This window comes from Halococcus sp. AFM35 (genome assembly GCF_051195015.1).
Taxonomy (GTDB): domain Archaea; phylum Halobacteriota; class Halobacteria; order Halobacteriales; family Halococcaceae; genus Halococcus.
Window position 1 is genome coordinate 36,167 of sequence record NZ_JBNTJU010000017.1, and the last position, 19,664, is coordinate 55,830.

A 19,664-nucleotide genomic window follows, 5' to 3' on the forward strand; every position below is an offset into this window, starting at 1 on the left:
CTCTCCTCGTTTCTACTCACTTGTGTGACCGAGTACATCGGACGCCCTGCGTTCGTTGCAGATGGGCATTGCGCCTGCCGCTCCGCCCCATAACCGCCAAAAGTATATCCTCCTCCCGAAAACGGAGAGGCAATCAATGCCAGCGGAGCAATCAGGCTACACCCGTGCGTTGCTCACCCGCTGGTCACGCCGCGATCGCCTCACCGTCCTCGTGGTTGCCGTTACGACCGCCTTCCTCGTTGGGAGCACGCTCTTACTGACCGCCGCGGGCGCACAGACCGCCACGATCGCGGGCGAGCTCGATACCACCACAACCGTCACGCACCACAACTCGTTCGCGGCCGCGAGTGCCAACACAACCGACGAGGAGATCACCCTCCCGACGGCGACTCTCATGCGGCCGAACGGCAGCACGGCCCGTTTCATCGGAGTCCCACCGAACGCCCCCACACAGATCGCCGATGCATCCGTCGGGTGGCGACGCGCGACGATTCCGTCGCCGAATCAAACGATCCGGGGTCCAGTGACAACCACGACGCGCCAGCGCTTTCGCCTGTCAAACGGAACGACGACAACGCTCGAAATCCAGTCCCACGCGGCGAACGACTCGCTGTTCCCCAGTGACTGGTACGTTGCGAACGCGTCGACAGTTCGTACGCTCGGCACTCAGAACACCAGTGCCTTCGTGATTCATCCCGGACAGAACGCCAGCGGCTTGCTCTCGGTCCCCCAGAATGGGACGCCGATCCTCTCGGCGCTCGTCTTCCTGTTTGCGGGCATGCGCGAGATGCTGATCGCGCTGCTTGCAGCCACGGTCGGCAGTGCCCTCCTGATCGTCGTTGTCGTCTACAACGTCCTCCGGATGTCCGTCCGGGACCGTCTCGAAACGATCAAGATCATCCGGTCGACTGGTGGCACCCCGCGGCGCGTCCTCACCCTCTTCGGCCTTCGAGCCGGCCTCATCGTTACCGTCGGCGTCGCGCTCGGCTTCGCGATCGGGGTCGTCGTCACGAACGCTGTCGTCAACGCCGCCACCTATATCGGCCTCCCGATCTCGCTCACACCCGAACTGACGCCGCTTGCCCTCGGCATCCTCGGGGTCATGCTTACCGTCCTCGTTGTCGCAGGTGTCGCCGCCGGGACTCTCGCGGCCCGGTCCGCCGCGACTCGGTCACCGGCACGACTCACTGCGACCGCTCAACCGACGAGCACAAACGATCGCTCTCGATTCGCCCGCCTCCGCACAGCACTGACACCGACACTGCTTGACCCACGAGCGATCGTGCCGACAACGCTGACGCTGGCTGTCTTTGCGGTCGTCGTGATTCTCGTCCTCTCCTTTGCGGGCGCGATCGCACCCCTGTCGAGTCCTGGAGAGGCCACCATTTCTGAGGCCGACGCCGCCCACGTGCTCAACAGTCGGATGGATACAGGGTACGCGACAGTGTTACGGTCGAAGGGGATCGCTGCGAGCCCCGAGATCTTGCTCCCCCAGACCATCGACGGCCAGCCGTTTCTCGCACTTGGGGCGAACTATTCGGCGTTCGCGTCGGTGACAAACGCCACCCTCACGGAGGGGACGACACCGAACGGGTCGACTGAAGCCGTCATCGGTGCTGATCTCGCCCAAACGCTCGGCGTCGACGTCGGTGACACCCTCACGCTTGGCGGCAGCCTCTCGCCGGCGATCACGCGCGTCACCGTCGTCGGCACCTACGACGCATCCGGCATCGCCGCCGACCAGCTCGTCGTGCCGCTCTCGACAGCCCATCACCTCGCACTCAGGCCCGGCGTGGTCCAGTACATCCGCACCGAACAGACGAACTTCAACGACACAGCGCGGATGCCGAACACGGCTGCAAGCAGCCCGATCAGCGTGACTGGCGTGTCGGCTCCGGATATCACGGCAGTGAACCAGTCGGTCGAGGTCGAGATCAGCGTCAAAAACCTCAAAGCAAGAAATGTGACACACCGGATACCGATCACCATCGGCAACACTACCCGAACACGGTCGGTGACGCTTGGACCTGACGCCCAACGTGACCTCACCGTCTCGATCCGTCCGCAAGCGCCCGGCAATCAGACGCTCCGTGTCGGCTCACGAACGCTCTCGATAGACGTCTTCCCGCCCAACTCCCTCCGGATTCCGTCGGAGCTACCCCACAGAGCCCCGCCGAACGCGACATTGTTCGTTCCGGTGGCCACCCCTACTGACGAGCCGGTCGCGAACGCCACCGTTTCCATTGGCAGTCGGACGACTACGACGAACGCAAACGGCATCGCCAGACTCACGCTCCCCAACGAGCCGGGTGCATACACGATCACCGCCACCAAGGGCGATCGTCCGCAGGCGTCGCACAATCTCACGATCAGCGAATCGGCCCAACGTCAGCTCTCGGCACAGCTCACGGTCACGCCCAAAACGGCGAGCGTGCTCGAACGCCCCAAGGCAAACGTCACGGTGGCGAACCCCTGGAACACCACCCTCTCGCGCGAACTCGTGCTCGCTTCGCCGGCGAGCTCGCGCAGTCGGAACGTCACATTGGGACCGGGCGAGACTGCAGCGGTTGGGGTTGAAGTGTTCAGCGGGAGTGGGGGACGAGCCGCGCCCGGAACCTACACGATCCGCTTGCTGTCGAATGGGAGTACGCTCGCGCGGACGGAGTACACCATCGAAGGCGACGACCGGCTGTTCTCGTCGCTTGCGACCACCGGTGAGTACTCCTCGGGGGCTGGCGTCGGACAAGCTATCCGGAGTGTTTTTGGCAATATTCAGTTACTGTTTGTAACGATGGTGGTGCTCGCTGGTCTGACAACCGTGGGGACGACGACTGCGACCTTCGCCCAAGTCATCCATGCCCGCCGTCGGACTATCGGGATCTACCGGGCGACCGGTGCATCGCCGCGGCGCGTGCTGGTGACCGTGCTCACCGACGTCTGTTTGATATCGATTCCGGCAGCTGTGGTCGCGATCGGCCTGGCGGTCGGTGCTACACGCGTTCTCGAATCTGTCGGTGCGCTCACCATCTTCGGCATTCGCCTTTCGACCGCGACGCCCGTGCCCCTGCTCGTCGCGACTGCAGCCAGCGCGTTCGTCCTCGCCGTGCTTGGCGCTGTGTTCGCAACCGTGCCGTTCCTCACGCACCCGCCGACCGGACTGCTCTCGGACTCGATCGCGAAACTGGCCAACCGATACAGGAGCGAGCGGTGATCGTGGTCCGCTATCCCCGTTCAAGTGGATGCACAACGCGTCGTGAAAGCAGGACGCCCCGCGACGCGACTACTAGGTGTATTCACGGTGGTCTGTCGGCTGCAGCCTGCGAACGGACCGATCGCTCCCTGCTTGAGGCTCGCTCGCCACCCACAGTGGGGACTGGTTCGTGCCGGCCGCACACGCCGAGCATTCGCGTGGGGAGGTATAGTTCGTGAACCGACGCCATGGGTACGTGCTCGTCTGTCTGGCCGTCTTCGCCGTCGCACTCGGGATGCGCACGATCACGCTGTACTGGAGTCCGTTCCCGGCCACGCTCGATGGGTTCGATTACGCCGCCCTTGCTCGGAGTACGATTGCAATCGGCTCGCTCCCCTTCGAGCGGCTCCGGGCGGACAACCTCGTTTTCACCACCGTTCTGAGCCTCGCCGGTATCGTTGCGGATGTTCGTCCAGTCATATTGGCGCAGCCGCTGATCGCAGTTGTCGGTGCGGGCTCGTGTCTCACCGCGGTCGCGATCACCCGGCGTATCGGGTGGCAGCTGAACTATTCGAGTCGGCAGGTCCGCCTCGCCGCCATCCTCGCCGGACTCACCCTCGCCGTTGAGGGCCTGTATCTCCGGCGTACTGGCGTCGCTGACGAGGAGGCGATCGGCATTCTGCTCGTTCCCCTGCTTGCGATCGCCTTGCATCGCGCCCTCCGAACGCGGCGCACGGCGTGGCTCGGAGTGACAGTACTGTTCCTCCTCGTGTTCCCGCTGGTCCATACCTTCAGTACGCTGATTGCGGCAGTCACCGCGATCGGCATCTTGGCGACCCAACTCCTTCGGATTCCGCTTCGCCGGTTCGTGGTCATGGGTGGCGGCCTCGTTGCCGGCTTCTGGGCGTATTTCGCACTGTACTACGAGGCTGCGGCCCGGTTCGGGCTCACAGTACCGTATGTCGGCCGGATATTGTCACATCCCGGCTTGTTCGTCGCCTGGACGATCGTTCTCGTCATCGGCATCCTCTGGCTTCGGCGGACCAGCCGCCGCCTCCAGATCGGGACGCTACTGGGAGTCGTTGGGATCGGATACGTCGTGCTCGCCGCGAACGTCTTCCTCCCGATTTTTCCCGGAACGGCATCGACGCCGCTGGCCATCCTGCTTCCCGTTCTCCTGTTTATCGTTCCGGTCGTCCTCGCGAGCCGTGGCCTTCCATTGGTGGCCGACGATCGTACTGAGGGTGCGGTCGTCGTTGCCCTGCTTGCTGCCCCAGTAGTACAGACGTACTTTTCGCTGACGGCCTCGCTTACCCCGGAGTTCTTCGGGACGGTCATGCGTACCCAGACGTTTGCCCATTTCCCGATTTTCGTGCTTGCGGCGCTCGCGACGGCCGGTCTCGTGTCCAGAACGGATGCGTCAGTGCGAGCACGACTCCCCGCTTCGCGTTCGGCCGTCCGCGCGATCGTGCCCAGCGTGTTGCTCATCGTTGCGCTGCTGACTGCGCCAGTCGCGTTCGTCGATCTCGATACGGCGTCGTATCCGAGTACGACGACTGAATCGGAGTTCGCGGCCGCCTCGTTCGCTGCTACCCACCTCACCGACCAGTGGACCGCAGCTGATCCGCTCTCACGTGTCGGTCGTCAGTACTATCCTAATGGGGCCAACGTTTCGCGAACGCCGGTCTATAGTTGGTTAACCGGTGGCTCGCCGCCGACCTGTCCCACTCTCTCGCGAGAGGCTTGGACGACGACGGGCGCACATCTGTTCCCGCTTGCACCGGAGACGATCGGCGAGGCGCGCTATCAGCGGTGGTTGTTCGAGCGCAATCTCGTCTATGCGACTACCGATCCATATCGGATTTCGTTGAGCTTCCCTGCCACGAACACGAGCCAGGGCTGTTGAGACTAGGTAGGAAGCTCTCTTGATTCGCTACTCATCGTTCTGGAGGAGGCGTCGAGGCGAACGGCGAGCGATCAACTATTCTGCCGGGATGCTTTCGCCTCGCGCACGTCGTTTCCATCACGTACCATGTCGGGACAGTTCGGACAGACGCGCACGGTATCCATCTCGGTCGGCGCGAACACACGAACGTATTGCTCGGTCACGAACGCGCTGCAATTCAGACAGTCAGGCATAGTAGAATCAGTTGACTCTCGGAACTTCATTCTATCGGATATTTTCCGCAATTTACCTTTCATATCCTTTCGCTCCGGCTCGCCACCGGTAGAATGTATACACTTCTTTGTACAAATTTGCAAGCGAAACAATTACGACCGGGGTCGGAGTTGGGAGAACTATGAGAAGGCCAGCAAGCCGCGACAAGACTACCGGCAAGTGCGACCACTGTGGTCGAATGGCAGTCGTCTCGGACAACGGCTCACCGGTGACAGGTGCTATGGAGTGTCCCAGTTGTGGGTCGGACGATGTCTCGCCGTTGCTGTTCATCGAGTAGCGACCGCCCTCGTCCAATGTCGTGGTACTCGATCTGATTCTGGTAGCTCTGTCCACCACGCCCATCTCTCCCGAACCATGGATAATGTACAGAGTAATGCTTATACAGTAAGAAACAAAAAGTAATACTGCAGACCATGCCATCTGTTACGACCAAAGGCCAAGTGACAATCCCCAAAGCCGTCCGTGAGGCCATGGGAATCAAACCCGGCGACGAAGTTATCTTCGAAGAAACGAACGAAGGCTACGTCATCCAAAAAGATGCTCCGACGACCAACGAGGGTACCGATCCCTTCGAGAAGTATCGAGGTATTGCTGACAGTGAAGTGACCATGCCCGAACGAATGCGCCGACTGCGTGGGGAATACCCTCGAGACGTCGATGATACTCCATCGGCAGAGACCGACGAAACAGCCGGTGAGTCATGACAATCGCTGTCGATACGAACGCGCTACTCGCTCTTTTGCACGACGATCACCACGCCGACGCGGCTGAGCAAGCACTCCGCGACGCCTACACGGAGGGGCCACTCGCCATTACTCCAGTTGTGTATGCTGAGACTGCCGCCGATGGACAGTTCTCAACTACTGAGGAACTGACCACTTTCCTCGATGATTTGAGTATCGATGTGGCGCACCCTTCACCCGAGGCGTTGTTTCGTAGTGGCGAGGCGTTTGATACGTATATTGACCGTCGTCCGGATGGCTTTCAATGCCCCGAGTGTGGCACCAAACAGGTATTGAACTGTTCGGAGTGCGACCGCAAGCTCACCCCCCGACAGCATATCGCGGCGGATTTCCTGATCGGTGGCCATGCCGTCACGGATACAGAGGCGCTAGTGACGTTCGATGCAGGCTTCTACGGGTCGTACTTTCCTGAGCTCGCTGTGCGACCAACAGAGTGATTCTGATTGCTCGCCTTCCGTGCCCGAAGTGCGGATTGGACAACTGTTTGTACTATGCCCTTCTGGAAACAGCCACGCAACCAGATCTATGCCCAATACTATCCTCGAAGCTGACGCGATCAGCGTCACGCGCAGCGACACACCGATCCTCTCCAACGTTTCCCTGTCGGTGCCTACCGAAGCACGGATGCTTGTTCAGGGACCGAGCGGTGCAGGGAAGACCACGCTGTTCAACGTACTGGGGCTGCTTGATCGCCCGACAAGCGGCACACTCGAGATATTGGGCTCGGAAGCCGGTAGCCTCGCCGAGCGCGAGCGCGCCCGCCTTCGACGGAACACGATCGGCTTCATTTTCCAAGAATTCCAGCTCGTCGCAGATCTCACTGCGTGGGAAAACGCTGCCCTCCCACAGGAACATGCAGGCAGCCGGGACGAGGAGTGGCTTACGACGTTGTTTGCTGAACTCGACATTCAGGGGCTTGCCGATCAGTACCCCGCAACCCTTAGCGGCGGCGAGAAGCAGCGTGTTGCGATCGCTCGAGCGCTTGCGAACAAACCGGCAATCGTGCTCGCGGACGAGCCGACGGGCCAGCTCGATCCCGAGACCGCGGATCGCGTGCTCGAACTGCTCTTTGACCTCCAGAAAACTACCGATACGGCACTTCTGACCATCAGTCACGACCGGCGGTTACGCTCGCGTTTTCACGATGTCGTCCTGCTTGAGAATGGGACAACAGTCACTGCGGCTGGCGATACGAAATCCGAAACAGAACCAGCCAAGTAGGTGGAAGGGAATCACTTTCCCATTCGATAAAAACAAATTCCGTCGTGAACAGGAGTCTCGCGACTACCCCGAGAGGTTCACGCTGCCGTGATGTTGTAGCTATCCTCTTGCGCTGAAGCGTTGTTTATCCCGAGCGAGAACGTATAGTTGCCCGGCTCGGTGGTTGCAACACCACCATCGATGACAACGACGAGCTCGTCGTTCTGTTCGATGGCCCTACTGCCGTCAAGGGGAACGACGAATCCTTCGCCATCGCCAGCCCTCTTGATCCTTCCCTCGACGTTCGAGCCGAGGCTTGGTCCATTAGTCTGACTCCTGGATTGATTGCTACCTTCGTCGATACCTGCCGTGTCCACGTTGGCGACAGTAACACCCGAGACGTCAAGCCCCTCACCTGCGTTCACCGTAATGTTCTCGATACTGTCGGTCGCGGAACTGGAGCTCATCGCGGAGTAGATATACAGTGTGACGTTGGACGAATTCGCCGTGCGCGGTTCGGCAATCACGTTCAGACCCGCCTCTTCGGGCGAACTGTTGGTCATGGGTCCTGCAGCGGCTGCCGAGGTGTTAGCACTACCGTTGCTGGCGTTCCTGCTGGTCTCACCTTCAGTCATGTTTGCGGACGTGCTGTTGGTCGTGGTCTGTGAGGGAGTCCCAGAGCCACCCCCAGTTGCGACTGAATCATCAGTGGCAATCGCAGTTCCGTCTGGTTGACCGCTGTCTGTCCCACTGGTAGGCGTTTGTGTTCCGTTAGAGGAATTGCCGCCACACCCTGCAAGAATGACCATTACAGCAAGAAGTCCGACCGCCAGTGTTCGTCTCGATGGAACAAGCGTTGACCAAGGCTGCTGCAATCGTCCGAGGCGTTTTGCTTTGCCCTCGTCTCGCTCCGGGGAGCTGGACGAGGATTCAGTGATCGTTATCCGATTGTCGTCTGGAGCCATACTGTTTGTTAGCGGCGGAGGGCACTGCTATAATTGTGTTGAAACTCTCTTCGCCCCACGGTCTGCTCTCGTAGTCGATGTCCGAATCACTGTTTTTCAGGTAGCACGTTTAAAGAGAGAGGAAATCCCGTCAAGCTGTGTCGTGGTACTGCGTAACTGCCGGTTTCTCAGTATCGACTGGCTGACGCCCAACCCATTTTTCGGATCGGCACTGAGGCGTGAGAAGGGTTCTATAGCATCCACATTAATCAAACTCCACCCAATAGCTTTATTATCGTTCTGCTTGATTTGCTTATTAGACTATGGTATCCGCTAAACGAGTTAGTGTAGTCGTCGTTGCACTCGCCGTAATGACGATGGCTATACCAGTACTGGGCATTTCCCCACTGGGAGCCAATCAAATGGCATCGAATGCAGATGGTTCGTTGCAACAGAACGCACAAACCAACGCAAATCAACAGCCCCCATCGAACAATACACAGAACACCGCTGAACAGTCCGAACAGAGCAGTGATCAGACTACCGGCCAGCAAGATCACTCACAAGACAGTACCGAGACCAGCAACGGAGCCGAAGATCGCTCGCTCATGAGTGTGCTCCAACAAGCCCGAACGTCCTACAAGCAGATCAAGGACGTGAACGCGACGGTCGCAACCAGCACAATGGTTTCGAGCGGCGATGTCGAGCAGTCGTACAACGCAACGCTGGGCCTCTCGTACGAGCAGCCCAACAAGTTCCGGTTCGAAGTCCTGAAGCCAGAAGCACAGGCAGGCACCGTTATCGCTTCGAACGGAACTACTGCGACGCTCTATGATCCGGCCAGCAATACCGTTAGTACGGTAGCGATGTCGGATATGATCAGCCAGGACGTCTCGCAGGCAAGCGTGATCAAGCAGGCCGGTTCGGTCGGCCAAGCCCAGGCTGGCGCTGGCATGGCCGCCATGGGTGCAAGCGGGATGACCCCGGCTAGCCTGAATAACCCCACCCAGCTCCTTCAAAAGGCGAATGTCTCGTATGAAGGAACCAAGACGGTCAACGGCTACGAAACGGACGTTATCTCGATCGAGGACACGAACGCATCGCTCGGGTACAGCTCCTCGACGACTGTCTATCTCGACCAGAAGACGAGTCTTCCAGTGAAGGTCGTCTCGAACAACACCTTCACGAGCGATGGCGAGACAACGACGATCAACTCGACGATTGTCGTGCGCGATCTCAAAGTCAATACGGGCATTCCCGACAGCGTCTTCGAACCCGAGGTGCCGGAAGACGCAGAGCATGTCGATACTGAACCGACCGCACCAGGTGAAGCCGCGTACTACCAGATCGACTTCGTTGAAGGCGAGCCGATCGAGAACCTTCGTGGAGCCGAAGGAACCTACACCTCCGACGAGCTGATTCGATTCGCTCACGGTAGCAGTGAGGACCCGATCACGCGTCGCTCGGATGGCGAGTTCACCACCGACAAGAAATTGGCCGACCGTATCGAGAGCCAAGACATCACCGTCGAGAACGGCACCGCGGAAGTCACGTTTACGGTAACCGAGGGCGAGCCTGTGACGCTCACACTCGCAAGCTACGAGAAGATCGGTCCGGGCTGGAGTCCCGAAACCGAATCCGAGCAAGAGTTCATCGACGCTGAAACTGAGACGTTCAGTTCAGGTACCCACACGCTAACCGTCGATCTGCCTAGCAACGAGACGAGCGAATAACATCCTCCCGGCGTAAACGCCGGAAGACAAACCGCGTCTTCCGAATCTCGCTTCACCTCATTCAGCGAGCCGCCGAGATTTCCGACCACAGTTGGGATACGACGTCGAGGTTCGCAGCGCACCCCATTCTTTCACTGTGTTCAGAGAACAGACGATGGAAATATGCATCAATTTCTTTACCAAACAGTCCGATAGTTGGAGTGGAAGATGGGGTACAGCAAGACGCCAGACAAAGAGGAATACTGTCCGACGTGCGAATCCGTGCAGTCTGTCATCCAGACTGTGGCGTGGCAACCGAACCAGTGCAGCGAGTGTGGATCAGAGATCGCAGCGCAGTGAACTACCCCGCCCTACTTCGCTCGCGGTTGAGGGAGCGTCGGTATATCGTCCTTGCGGCCGCTTCTCACCGTTAGTGCAACGGGCATGGCGCACCGTAAGTGAGGAAATCTTCATGTTCTAGCTGACCGATGGAGGCATATGACCGTCTACACACTTCGCGTCGAACTCGCACCGAACCCGCCGATGTTCGAGCCCGGCGAGGACGAGGAAGTCTGGTGCGATATCGAGGTCGACGAGACCCACACGCTGGAAGAGTTGCACGAAGCAATTTTCGAGGCGTTCAACCGCTGGGACGCCCATATGTACGAGTTCATGACCTACGACGAAGAGGGTATGGCCACTCGCCGATACGTCATGCCACAGTCTTACGATGGAGAGCCGAGCTGGCCACCGATGGAACCTGAGGAAATCGAGCAAGCAATCGCCCAGGTTGGCGCTACCGACGCATCGGCAGAGGCGAAAGAGCGGTTCCGGAATCTCCGTTCCGACCCACCCGAAGAAGGGAACGCCGCCGACACCACGATTGCCGATCTGGATCCCGCGGACCTGAACTGGCTGTACTACCAGTTCGACTTCGGTGACGGCTGGGAACACATCATCGAGATCGAAGACTCGCGCGAGGGATCTCTTGACGACCCACGAGTCTGCGAAAAGCATGGCCCGATTCCCCCGCAGTATCCAGATCTCGACGATTGACATCCTCCCCGCCCTGAAGGGCGAGGCTTTGCGCCTGTTTTTCACGTATCCGAATCCGGCACCCACACCTTGTGTACGGGCTGGAACACCACGTACGAGTCCACGTTGGATTTGTCGTTCGGGTGAGCTGTATGAAGCGTCAAGGCTCCCATCTCTGAATGCAAGCTGTTCTGCTCGGACACCCACGCTTCTGCGTGATCCTTCGAAGGGAATTCGATGTGGAGGTCATCGAATTCGTCTTCGGTGAGCGGCGTCTCACGGAACACCGAATTTTTGAGTTCGACAAGATAGTTGCCAGACATGTCGTGAGTGTTCGTGCTGAGGATGGTTTAATTTTGCTCCACTGTCATCTGAGCGGGCAATCACGGATCGTAGTGATAAACGTAGGGATAGTCTCCCTTTCCCTTGGGCATGATACCCGATAGAATATCTTCGAGTTGCGCTTCGGTCGGTGCCGTTGCGACGACCTGCCCATCGTAAATGGCCACGTACGCTGCTTCGAGCCCGAGGTCGCGGAATTGCCGGCCCAACCGTCGGGCACTCGCCTTTCCTATTTGCTCGTGATAGATTCGCGCCAACTCATCGGTTTTGTCCTTGAGGTCCTCGATCTCGTCGGCGAACCGCTCGCGGTTGTCTTTGTTCTTCGTATAGAATCGCAGGCGTTCGGCGTCACTACGGTCCGGTTCGTCTTCCGGCGGAAGCGTTTCAGCGATCCCGAATCGGTGTTTTGCTTCTTCATAGGCGGTCTCCGGGTCGTCCTTGATCATCTGCATCGCCATCCCAGCAAGTATATCGGTTTCTTCTAAACCGTCTGTTACGATCCGCCCCTCGTACGGGAGCAACACGACCGATGTCACCGCAACCGGGAGCGCCTCTTCGGGAAGCGACTCCACGTAGCTGTTGTAGACGCCCGTGACTTTGTACGCTCGCGGTTCATCTGGATCGAGAAATACACTCCCGTCGTCGAGATGCTCGACAACGAAAAACTGCCCCGTTTTGTAGTTCAGCCACGATTCGATCTGTTCGAGCTGTGACTGCGAGAAGTCGGCGGGATTTTCCCTGATGAACTCCTCGATCACTTCGGCCACGTTTGCTTCTCGATAGAGTGTGTCGTGAATCGGCCGGAGATCGTCGATATACGACTGTTTGAACTCCTCGTAGGTGTCGATACCCGGCACCACACCGAAGCGGTCGTTGACGTACAGGAGTAGCCGCCCCTTCAGCTCAAGGAACTCTTGTGCAGCTTCCGGGTCGAGAACCGATGGGTCATCCGTGTCGCCTGGACTCGAAAGCAGAGCGCTCCCTTCCTCTTCCATTCTCATAACGATCTCTTCCATGACGGCATCGTACTCTTCGGGAGAGACACCGGCACGCTCGAGTGCGACATCGGGATCGATCTCACCCCGTAGGCCGTTCGTCGCCGCTGCGAGTGATGCAAGCACGGCATCGGATTCCGGCGACAACGAATTGATGATCTCTTCGAGCTGGTCGGCTTCTGCCGGTGGCAGGAATTCGTCCGGGTCAAGACTCTCAGCCGACTCCAACTCCGGGGGACCGAGTGGCGATTCGGGGAGTTCAGATGGCTCCGTGACATCAGAAACAGCATCGAGGTGCGTGGCGTCATCGAGTTCGCCACCCATGAACATCGACTTCGCCATCCCCCAGTTGGCGGGATCAGCTGCAGCGTTGACGATGGTGTCGCCGAGCGATTCGACGTGCGTCGCCAACCGACCACCGTTGTCGATATCACCACGAGCATCGAGAAACCGGAGGAATGCCCCGATCACCGGTGCGACCGTTTCGAAGTGGTCGGAGTCGGCGCTGATTTTTGCGGGGTAGAGCTGTTGACACACCGTTTCGAGACTGTGCTCGTCGGGGTCGTCGAGTGGCACGTACTCGTAGCCATACAGCAGTTCGTGAAACACTTCGATGACAAACTCTGCTTCCCGTTGCTGGTGTTCTGTGAGCCGTTCGAACTGCTGACTGTCGGCAAACTCCGAGACGAGTCGCTCGATACGATCGAGTGAGGTTTGGTATTGCTCGTCCGATGGGGGATCGTTTCCATCCATGCAGCCGTTTGGGCAGCCACGAGCAAAATTCGTTTTCCCCTTTCGTTTTGCTCTCTGTTCCCTTCCCCTCCCTTCCCTGATTTGAGTTGTTGCAGAGCAGTGAGACAGCGAAAACCAGCCAAGCAGGCTCTTCTCCGACTCGTTCACCTACTTGTTGCCGTTCCGTTCGTCTCCGACTGCACGACGACCGACTCGAGCGCGATCGTCCCGTAGCCGGTCCGGAAACCACGGAACTCGATTCCGTTGCGCGGCTCTTCGAGCGTGAACGGAACGGTCACCGTCTGGGTGCCTTTGGCTGCTGGAACCTCCCGACGGGCGATCGTGCGGGACTCGTTGCCCACCGCAACGTCGACAGCCGCGATCGATCTGTTCGACCCTCCCCCACCCGCCGCGACGCGGAACGTTGCGGTGTAGTTGCCTGCCGGCAGCGCCGTGTAAGGCCCGTTCCAGACGTTACTGCCATTGATGCCGCCGGGATCGACGAGACGGCCATTTTTGACCCCACCGTTACTTGCTGTGAACTCCGTGGCATCGAAGACAACCCGCTCGCGCGATTGTGACTGCGTGATGCCGATCGGTGATCCATTATACCCACGTTTGAGGAGCCAGATACCGTCCTGATAGCGATAGACACCGTACTCGTCGCCAATCAGCGGGAAGTACGTATCCCGCACGGGTGCCGACCAGTCGAACGGACGCGTATCCAACCGCGTATCGAGGAGGACGTATTCCGGTTTCGGCGTGCCGGAGCGCTGTTGGTAGAGTTCGAACAGCGAGGAATTCGGAATGAACGCTGCGTTCGGGCGGGTCGCGACGTGGGGGTAGAGCGTGTTTTGGGCCACTAGCGAGGCGTTTGCTGGCACGCTCTCGATGGCCGTTGCAAGCGTCTCGGTATGATCGCCGGTTTCTGGCACCGCACCCTCGGCGGCGATGGTCTGGGCACCGGCCCCTGCACTCGTCAGGAGAATTACGATCAAAAACGCCGTAAGCACGCGTCCCGATGGCAGTGTCGGCGACAGTCGTCCAAACACGCGACTGGCGCCAATATAAATGAAGGGCAGCAGATAGAGCGGGTAGTGACTACCGAAGGTATAGAACGCCTCCGTTCCGGTCAACAGCCACGCGAACCCGAGAAACGGCACCAGTACACCGAGCGTGCTCTCGTCGATCAGCGCGAGGAACAACACTGGCGCGAGAAAGAGCGCGAAATAGAGTAGCTTGGTGAAAAAGTCGGTTCCGAGCAACTCGACGATAAGTTCGGGCCGCGAGAGAACCAACAGGAGTAGTTCGCCAGCCGTTGCTCGTCCTCCCTCCACGAACGGCTGCAACGGGGCTGCGATGGCTACCTCGGGGATGCCCGAAACACGGCCGAAGCGGTCGATGACTACCCCTGAGAGGAGCTTGGCGGTAACGGTCAGCCCGATTGCCCCGACGAACACCCACCGCTCGCGGACAATACGGCCGGTACGGTAGGCACCGAGCGCGAGACCGATGAGAAAGCCGTTGCCAATGAACACCATGAGCTCGTTGGTGACTAACACGAGTGCGAACGCCGCCAGAAACAGCCGATAGCGCTTGTTTGCGTACCAATGATAGGCCAGCAGAACCAACATCGGCAGGAGGATCTGTTCTTGGAAGCCGGAGACCCACGCCGACCAGAGAAACGGGTTACACGCATACGAAGCGGTCAGAAATCCAGCCAAACGCCGATCCTCAATGTGATCTCTAGCGACAACCCACACCAGCGGGATGCTGGCTGCAAGCATGAACGACTTCCACAGCAGTAGTGTCACCGGCGACTCGACGAGCGCGAACAGCGGCAGAAACACCAACAGTGTGAGCGAGAAATGACTCCCCCAGTACGACCCTCCCGGGTAGCCGGCGACGTACTTCCCCTGCTGGAGGAACCCCTTGCCGTCGAGCGTCGTCGCGAACATGTGGACGTAGGTACCGAAGTTTGTCCCCGTCAGCCAGAAGCTCTCGTAGAGTGCAATAGTGTAGGCCGCAAATCCGATGAACAACACTGCTGCGAGAACAACGACGTACCACGGCACTACCGCGTAGCGCCGGAACGAACGTGCAAGCGGCGTGACGATCGCGTCGGGGAGAAGGCGGTTCCCGAGGCGTTCGAGGCGGTTATCCATCAGTTTGCTCCAGTGTTGTGGGAAATTTTTCCGACTGATGTGGGTAGAGTGCGATCTTCATCTCGTCGGTCGTTGTCTAGGCGACGGCGACTCGCATCAAGATGGTTCCGGTCGCTCGTCGCGGCCAACCGATTGCCGGGAAGGAAAGCAGTTTTATTCAGTCGTGGAGAGAAGGTAGTGTGGTCTCCGCGCCTCGCTTCGGCACCGTCATGGTGGTTTGTATGGCGGTGTTGCTCGTGACTGTCGGGCTGATACCGGCCAGTACAGCGGTGGTCGGCGCGATCGCGGTCGACCGTCCGTTGCAGGTCGACCAGCCCTCCAACAACAGCTCTGTCGTCCACGAGGATCCACAGTCGGCTGACAACGAGGGTAACCTCTCCGTCCTCCAGCGGTCGTTGTCGGATCGACTCGGCGAGACACTCATCGATTGTTCGGAAGGTTTACAGGTCGGTAACTACAACGCCTGCAATCAGTCGGGCAACTATCCGGATTGGCTCGGCAAATACGTCAACGTTACCCGCAGTTCGAACGCCGAGACCAACAAGACCTCCGAGTTCAAACAGGCCAGGGAAAATCAATCGTCGTACGCAAACGACGTCCGGCGCTTTCGCCAGACCGTCGAGCAGTACCGGACCGCACGGCAAAACGGTCGGACAGAGCGCGCCCAGCGCCTCGCGCGCAGAGCCCAACGACTTGCACGCCAAGTCAACGAAACCGGAGGCCGCCTGACCGAAGATTATCGCACGCTCGACAACGGCACAACTCAGAACTTCTCGGCAGCGATCGAGACGACAAATGCAGTCACGAACAATGTCACTGCGGTCGCCGAATCGGTCAGTGTCGAGCAGTTCAAGAACACGACGATCACGGCCTCGACAGCCGACCAACGAGCCACCTTCGACGATCCGTTTGTCGTGAGTGGCCGCCTCACGACGCCAAATGGGACGCCACTCGCGAACCGTACTGTCGTACTGGAAGACGACAACCGGCTCCAACGGACAACTACCGACGAGTCCGGACGGTACACGATCACTTATCGGCCGACGCTCCTCCCGCTGGATACGCGCCGCCTCACAGTACGGTATCAACCGTCAACCCAATCGATCTATCGGAGCAATCAGACGACCGTTCCCGTGTCCGTCCAACAGACAACGCCGACGATTCAGGCACGGACGGCCTCACGGACAGTCGGGTACGACGACCTCCTTTCGATCACCGGCCGTGTCGCGGTCAACGACACCGGTGTCGGTTCGCTACCGGTCGCCGTGTCGATCGATGGCGAAGAGATCCGCCTCGCCGACGGGAGCCGTATCCGGACAGGGGCGGACGGACGCTTCAGGATGGCTCGCGAGCTACCGGCCGACGTCGCTCCCGGGCGTCAAACCATTCGCGTCTCGCTACCCATCGAGAACAGATCCATCGCTAGTGCGAATACATCGGTCCCCGTGACGGTCACTGAGACACCGACTAATCTGTCGATCAATGCTACCCAGCAGTCGGTGAACGGTTCGGCCATCGGCGGGCCGATCGTCCATGTCGAAGGCCAGCTCACCGCCGACGGGACACCAGTCGAAAACCGAACAGTATCAGTCAGGCTGAACAACTCGACAACGGCTGTGACGACCGACGAAAACGGGAGCTACGCGGCCAACGTTACGGTGCCGAGAAACGTCTTCGCCGACCAGACGGGCACCACGACGGCGACGATCGGTGCGACGTTCGACGGCGCGGACACGAACCTCGAATCGTCGCGTCGCCGAACAACGATACAGCTCATAGTTCCGGCCCGGACAACTAGCGTCTTCGAACAGTTCGTCAACGCGTTCACAGCCCTGCCGATAACCTATCAACTGCTGCTCGGGTTCGGTATCGTGTTCGTGCTCGGCACTTCCGTCTCCGTTCTTCGTGCGTGGCTTGGCCTCGGTGGAACCAAGACTACGGACTCTCCGACATCGACGATGGCGAGCGAAGAGAGGGGACCCACCGGCGAACAGCGCGATGGTCTCGCGGCGCTGCTCACGGCAGCTCGCGAGCGGCTGTCGGCGGGTGACTCTGAAGGTGCGGTCGGCTTCGCGTATATGGCCGTCCGACGGGCACTTGGCCGCGACCCCGAACTCGGGGGCACACGAACACACTGGGAGTTTCTGGATGCATGCATCGATCGCGGGCTCGGCGACCGTCAGCTGGGGGCACTCAGGCGTCTGACCGAACGCTACGAGCGGGCAACCTTCTCCCCGCGTTCGCCCTCAACAGAGACAGCGTCGTCCGCACTCGACGATGCTCAGACGGTAACCGAATCCGACGACTTGCCGACGGCCGACGAGCAGGACACAGACTCCGACCCCAATTCAGAATAGACTCACTACCATGAAAGACAAAAACATCTTTAGTCAGGCAGGTAACCCCATCCTTGAGTTCGGACGTTCGTCCGAACGAAAGGGCGAGGCGGAATGCCGTAAGCTTCTCTCGGCTTCCGCCGGCCAATGCATTGCCGACTCCCCAACGGAACCGTGGTCTTTAGGTAGCTCACCGCTCTATATGTGGTATGGAGATTCGGCGCACTGTTCCGGTGAAGCTCGACGTGAGCGACAGCGCCGCCGAATCCCTGTTTGCGACTATCCGAGATTATCGGTTCGCCGCGAACTGTGTCGTCGCGCGCTCGCGGCGCGACGACGGACCGGTCGAAACCACGAAACAACGGCTTCACGAACGTACCTACGACGAAGTGCGCAACCGTGTACCGGAGTTACAGTCGAATCTCGTTCAAACCGCGCGCAACCGTGCCGCCGACGCCCTCTCGGGCGTCGTCGCACGGTGGAAGGACGGCGAGTACGCGAGTTTGCCGACGTTTACTGCGAATTTCATCGACTACAACACGCACGCAGTGACGTTCTACGAGGACTACGCGACACTTTCGACCGTGGACGGCAGAGTCGAAGCGGAGTACGTTCTGCCACCCGAGACGGACGACACACCGTTCGGCGAGTACGTCGCCTCCGGCGACTACTCGGTCAAAGGAGCAACGCTCCACTACCGCAACGATTCGTTCTACCTTCACCTCCGCGCAAAGACGGAAGTGGACGACACCGAACCACCCAAGCACCCAACGGTCCTCGGTGTGGACCTCGGTATCGAGAATCTGGCGGTCACTTCGACCGCCAGATTCTGGCATGGTGGCCTCTTGAATCACCGCCGCGAATCCTACGAGCGGCTCCGTGGAGCACTACAACAGACCGGGACCGAATCGGCCCACCGCACGATAGACGCTATCGGCGACCGCGAAAGCCACTGGGCGGAGAACCTCTTACACAACGTCTCGAAAGAATTGGTGCAAGAGGCTACCGACCACAGCTGTTCGATTATCGCCTTCGAGAATCTGACGGACATCCGCGAGCGGATGCCCGGCGCAAAGAAGTTCCATACGTGGGCGTTCAATCAGTTGTACGAGTACGTCGAATACAAGGCCGAAGCCGCCGGTATCGAGGTAACACAGGTCTCGCCGGAGAACACGAGTCGGCGGTGTACCGCGTGCGGGTACACCGCCAAGAACAACCGTTCGTCGCAGGCGGAGTTTCAGTGTCAGAAGTGCGGTTACGAACTTCACGCCGATTACAACGCGGCGAAAAATGTCGCATGGAAGCACGTCCGCGCCGGGCAAACGTCTCGGCGCGGACGGGCCAATCGTCAACTGGCCCTAAAGTCGGGGGCGGTGAGCGCGAATGATGACTTTACACCTGCCGAGAGTATCGGCCAGAGCGGGAGTCCACCGACAAGCTCCGGCCTTTAGGCCGGAGATGTTGACAAGTCATCCTGTGGCAACCCCTACTCATGAACGGTCGTCTGTAGCTCGACGTTGTCTCCCATTTCCATTATGAGTGTTACTTTACCCGGATCGAACACTTCTCACCCGTCTCGTATTGCTAAAGCGTTTGCAGCGTTCGGAACGCTCGTCGCGACGCTCGCAGTTGGAGTAGCAGTCGGTCCGCTCGGTATCCTCATGGCCGCCGGTGTCGCCAGTGCATACTATGTCGTCTCGGCGACGGCAGCCTTTGCGCTCGGGCAGGTCATCCTCGTCGCGCTCGTCCCCTCCGGCGGAATATTCGCGAGCCTCGTGCTTGCCGAGATCGGCCTGCTCGGAGTGCTTTGCAGCACTATCGTTGATCATGGCGACTCGGCACGACTACTTGTCGCGTCAGTGCTGGCCGGTCTCGCGATTGGAGCGATCGGCTGGCTCAGCTTCCAAACGAGTCAGACAGTTTGGATCGCTGCGAGCGCGCTCGCCCTCGCCACCGCATTCTCCGCCTACGGCATCCACCGCTACGAACGAGTGACGCTTGGACTGGTCGAAACATCAGCTACCACGCCCTAAAGGACGTGGTATGTACCCAAAACAACCAATGGCACGAAATACCATTCGCCGCCGGTTC

Annotated in this window: 14 protein-coding genes; 10 read left to right on the forward strand and 4 right to left on the reverse strand. The window is 59.5% G+C overall.

The window, feature by feature from the left end:
- Positions 1-136: 136 nt before the first annotated feature.
- Both ACQUQO_RS13105 and ACQUQO_RS13110 read left to right on the forward strand, forming a co-directional pair.
- Positions 137-3,211: an FtsX-like permease family protein gene (locus ACQUQO_RS13105; RefSeq protein WP_435078469.1), complete on the forward strand. Its 3,075-nt coding sequence runs from the start codon at positions 137-139 to the stop codon at positions 3,209-3,211.
- Positions 3,212-3,425: 214 nt separating this feature from the next.
- Positions 3,426-5,096, forward strand: coding sequence for a sodium/phosphate symporter (locus ACQUQO_RS13110; protein WP_435078470.1), 1,671 nt, complete (start codon positions 3,426-3,428; stop codon positions 5,094-5,096).
- Between the two features lie 71 nt (positions 5,097-5,167).
- Here ACQUQO_RS13110 and ACQUQO_RS13115 read toward each other — a convergent pair whose 3' ends face one another.
- Complete coding sequence (locus tag ACQUQO_RS13115) at positions 5,168-5,329, reverse strand: DUF7563 family protein (RefSeq protein ID WP_435078471.1); 162 nt, start codon at positions 5,327-5,329, stop codon at positions 5,168-5,170.
- A 453-nt stretch (positions 5,330-5,782) separates the two neighbouring features.
- Between ACQUQO_RS13115 and ACQUQO_RS13120 the strand changes: the two genes are divergently transcribed.
- The 3 genes from ACQUQO_RS13120 to ACQUQO_RS13130 all read left to right on the forward strand — a co-directional run bounded on the left by ACQUQO_RS13120 (position 5,783) and on the right by ACQUQO_RS13130 (position 7,333).
- Complete coding sequence (locus tag ACQUQO_RS13120; RefSeq protein ID WP_435078472.1) at positions 5,783-6,073, forward strand: AbrB/MazE/SpoVT family DNA-binding domain-containing protein; 291 nt, start codon at positions 5,783-5,785, stop codon at positions 6,071-6,073.
- Positions 6,070-6,549 (forward strand): PIN domain-containing protein, encoded by a 480-nt coding sequence (locus ACQUQO_RS13125; protein WP_435078473.1) that lies wholly within the window; start codon positions 6,070-6,072, stop codon positions 6,547-6,549. The genes ACQUQO_RS13120 and ACQUQO_RS13125 overlap by 4 nt, the downstream gene beginning before the upstream one ends.
- A gap of 88 nt (positions 6,550-6,637) precedes the next feature.
- A complete protein-coding gene (locus ACQUQO_RS13130) occupies positions 6,638-7,333 on the forward strand; it encodes an ABC transporter ATP-binding protein (protein ID WP_435078482.1) in 696 nt (231 codons plus the stop codon).
- Between the two features lie 77 nt (positions 7,334-7,410).
- Here the strand turns inward: ACQUQO_RS13130 and ACQUQO_RS13135 are convergent, their stop codons facing one another.
- Complete coding sequence (locus ACQUQO_RS13135) at positions 7,411-7,875, reverse strand: hypothetical protein (protein ID WP_435078474.1); 465 nt, start codon at positions 7,873-7,875, stop codon at positions 7,411-7,413.
- A 989-nt stretch (positions 7,876-8,864) separates the two neighbouring features.
- Between ACQUQO_RS13135 and ACQUQO_RS13140 the strand changes: the two genes are divergently transcribed.
- Positions 8,865-9,989 carry a LolA family protein gene (locus ACQUQO_RS13140; protein ID WP_435078475.1) on the forward strand — a complete coding sequence of 375 codons (1,125 nt, stop codon included), beginning with the start codon at positions 8,865-8,867 and terminating at the stop codon, positions 9,987-9,989.
- Between the two features lie 477 nt (positions 9,990-10,466).
- Positions 10,467-11,024, forward strand: coding sequence for an IS1096 element passenger TnpR family protein (locus ACQUQO_RS13145; RefSeq protein WP_435078476.1), 558 nt, complete (start codon positions 10,467-10,469; stop codon positions 11,022-11,024).
- 362 nt (positions 11,025-11,386) lie between these two features.
- Here ACQUQO_RS13145 and ACQUQO_RS13150 read toward each other — a convergent pair whose 3' ends face one another.
- Positions 11,387-13,093 (reverse strand): hypothetical protein, encoded by a 1,707-nt coding sequence (locus ACQUQO_RS13150; RefSeq protein WP_435078477.1) that lies wholly within the window; start codon positions 13,091-13,093, stop codon positions 11,387-11,389.
- Between the two features lie 143 nt (positions 13,094-13,236).
- On the reverse strand, positions 13,237-15,237 hold the full coding sequence (locus tag ACQUQO_RS13155) for a DUF2079 domain-containing protein (RefSeq protein WP_435078478.1): 2,001 nt from the start codon (positions 15,235-15,237) through the stop codon (positions 13,237-13,239).
- A gap of 179 nt (positions 15,238-15,416) precedes the next feature.
- Here ACQUQO_RS13155 and ACQUQO_RS13160 point away from each other — a divergent pair, with 179 nt between their 5' ends.
- The 3 genes from ACQUQO_RS13160 (at position 15,417) to ACQUQO_RS13170 (ending at position 19,606) form a co-directional block, all read left to right on the forward strand.
- A complete protein-coding gene (locus ACQUQO_RS13160) occupies positions 15,417-17,594 on the forward strand; it encodes a DUF4129 domain-containing protein (protein WP_435078479.1) in 2,178 nt (725 codons plus the stop codon).
- Positions 17,595-17,782: 188 nt separating this feature from the next.
- Positions 17,783-19,024: an RNA-guided endonuclease InsQ/TnpB family protein gene (locus tag ACQUQO_RS13165; RefSeq protein ID WP_435078480.1), complete on the forward strand. Its 1,242-nt coding sequence runs from the start codon at positions 17,783-17,785 to the stop codon at positions 19,022-19,024.
- A gap of 210 nt (positions 19,025-19,234) precedes the next feature.
- Positions 19,235-19,606, forward strand: a complete 372-nt coding sequence (locus ACQUQO_RS13170) for a hypothetical protein (RefSeq protein WP_435078481.1) — start codon at positions 19,235-19,237, stop codon at positions 19,604-19,606.
- Positions 19,607-19,664: the final 58 nt, after the last annotated feature.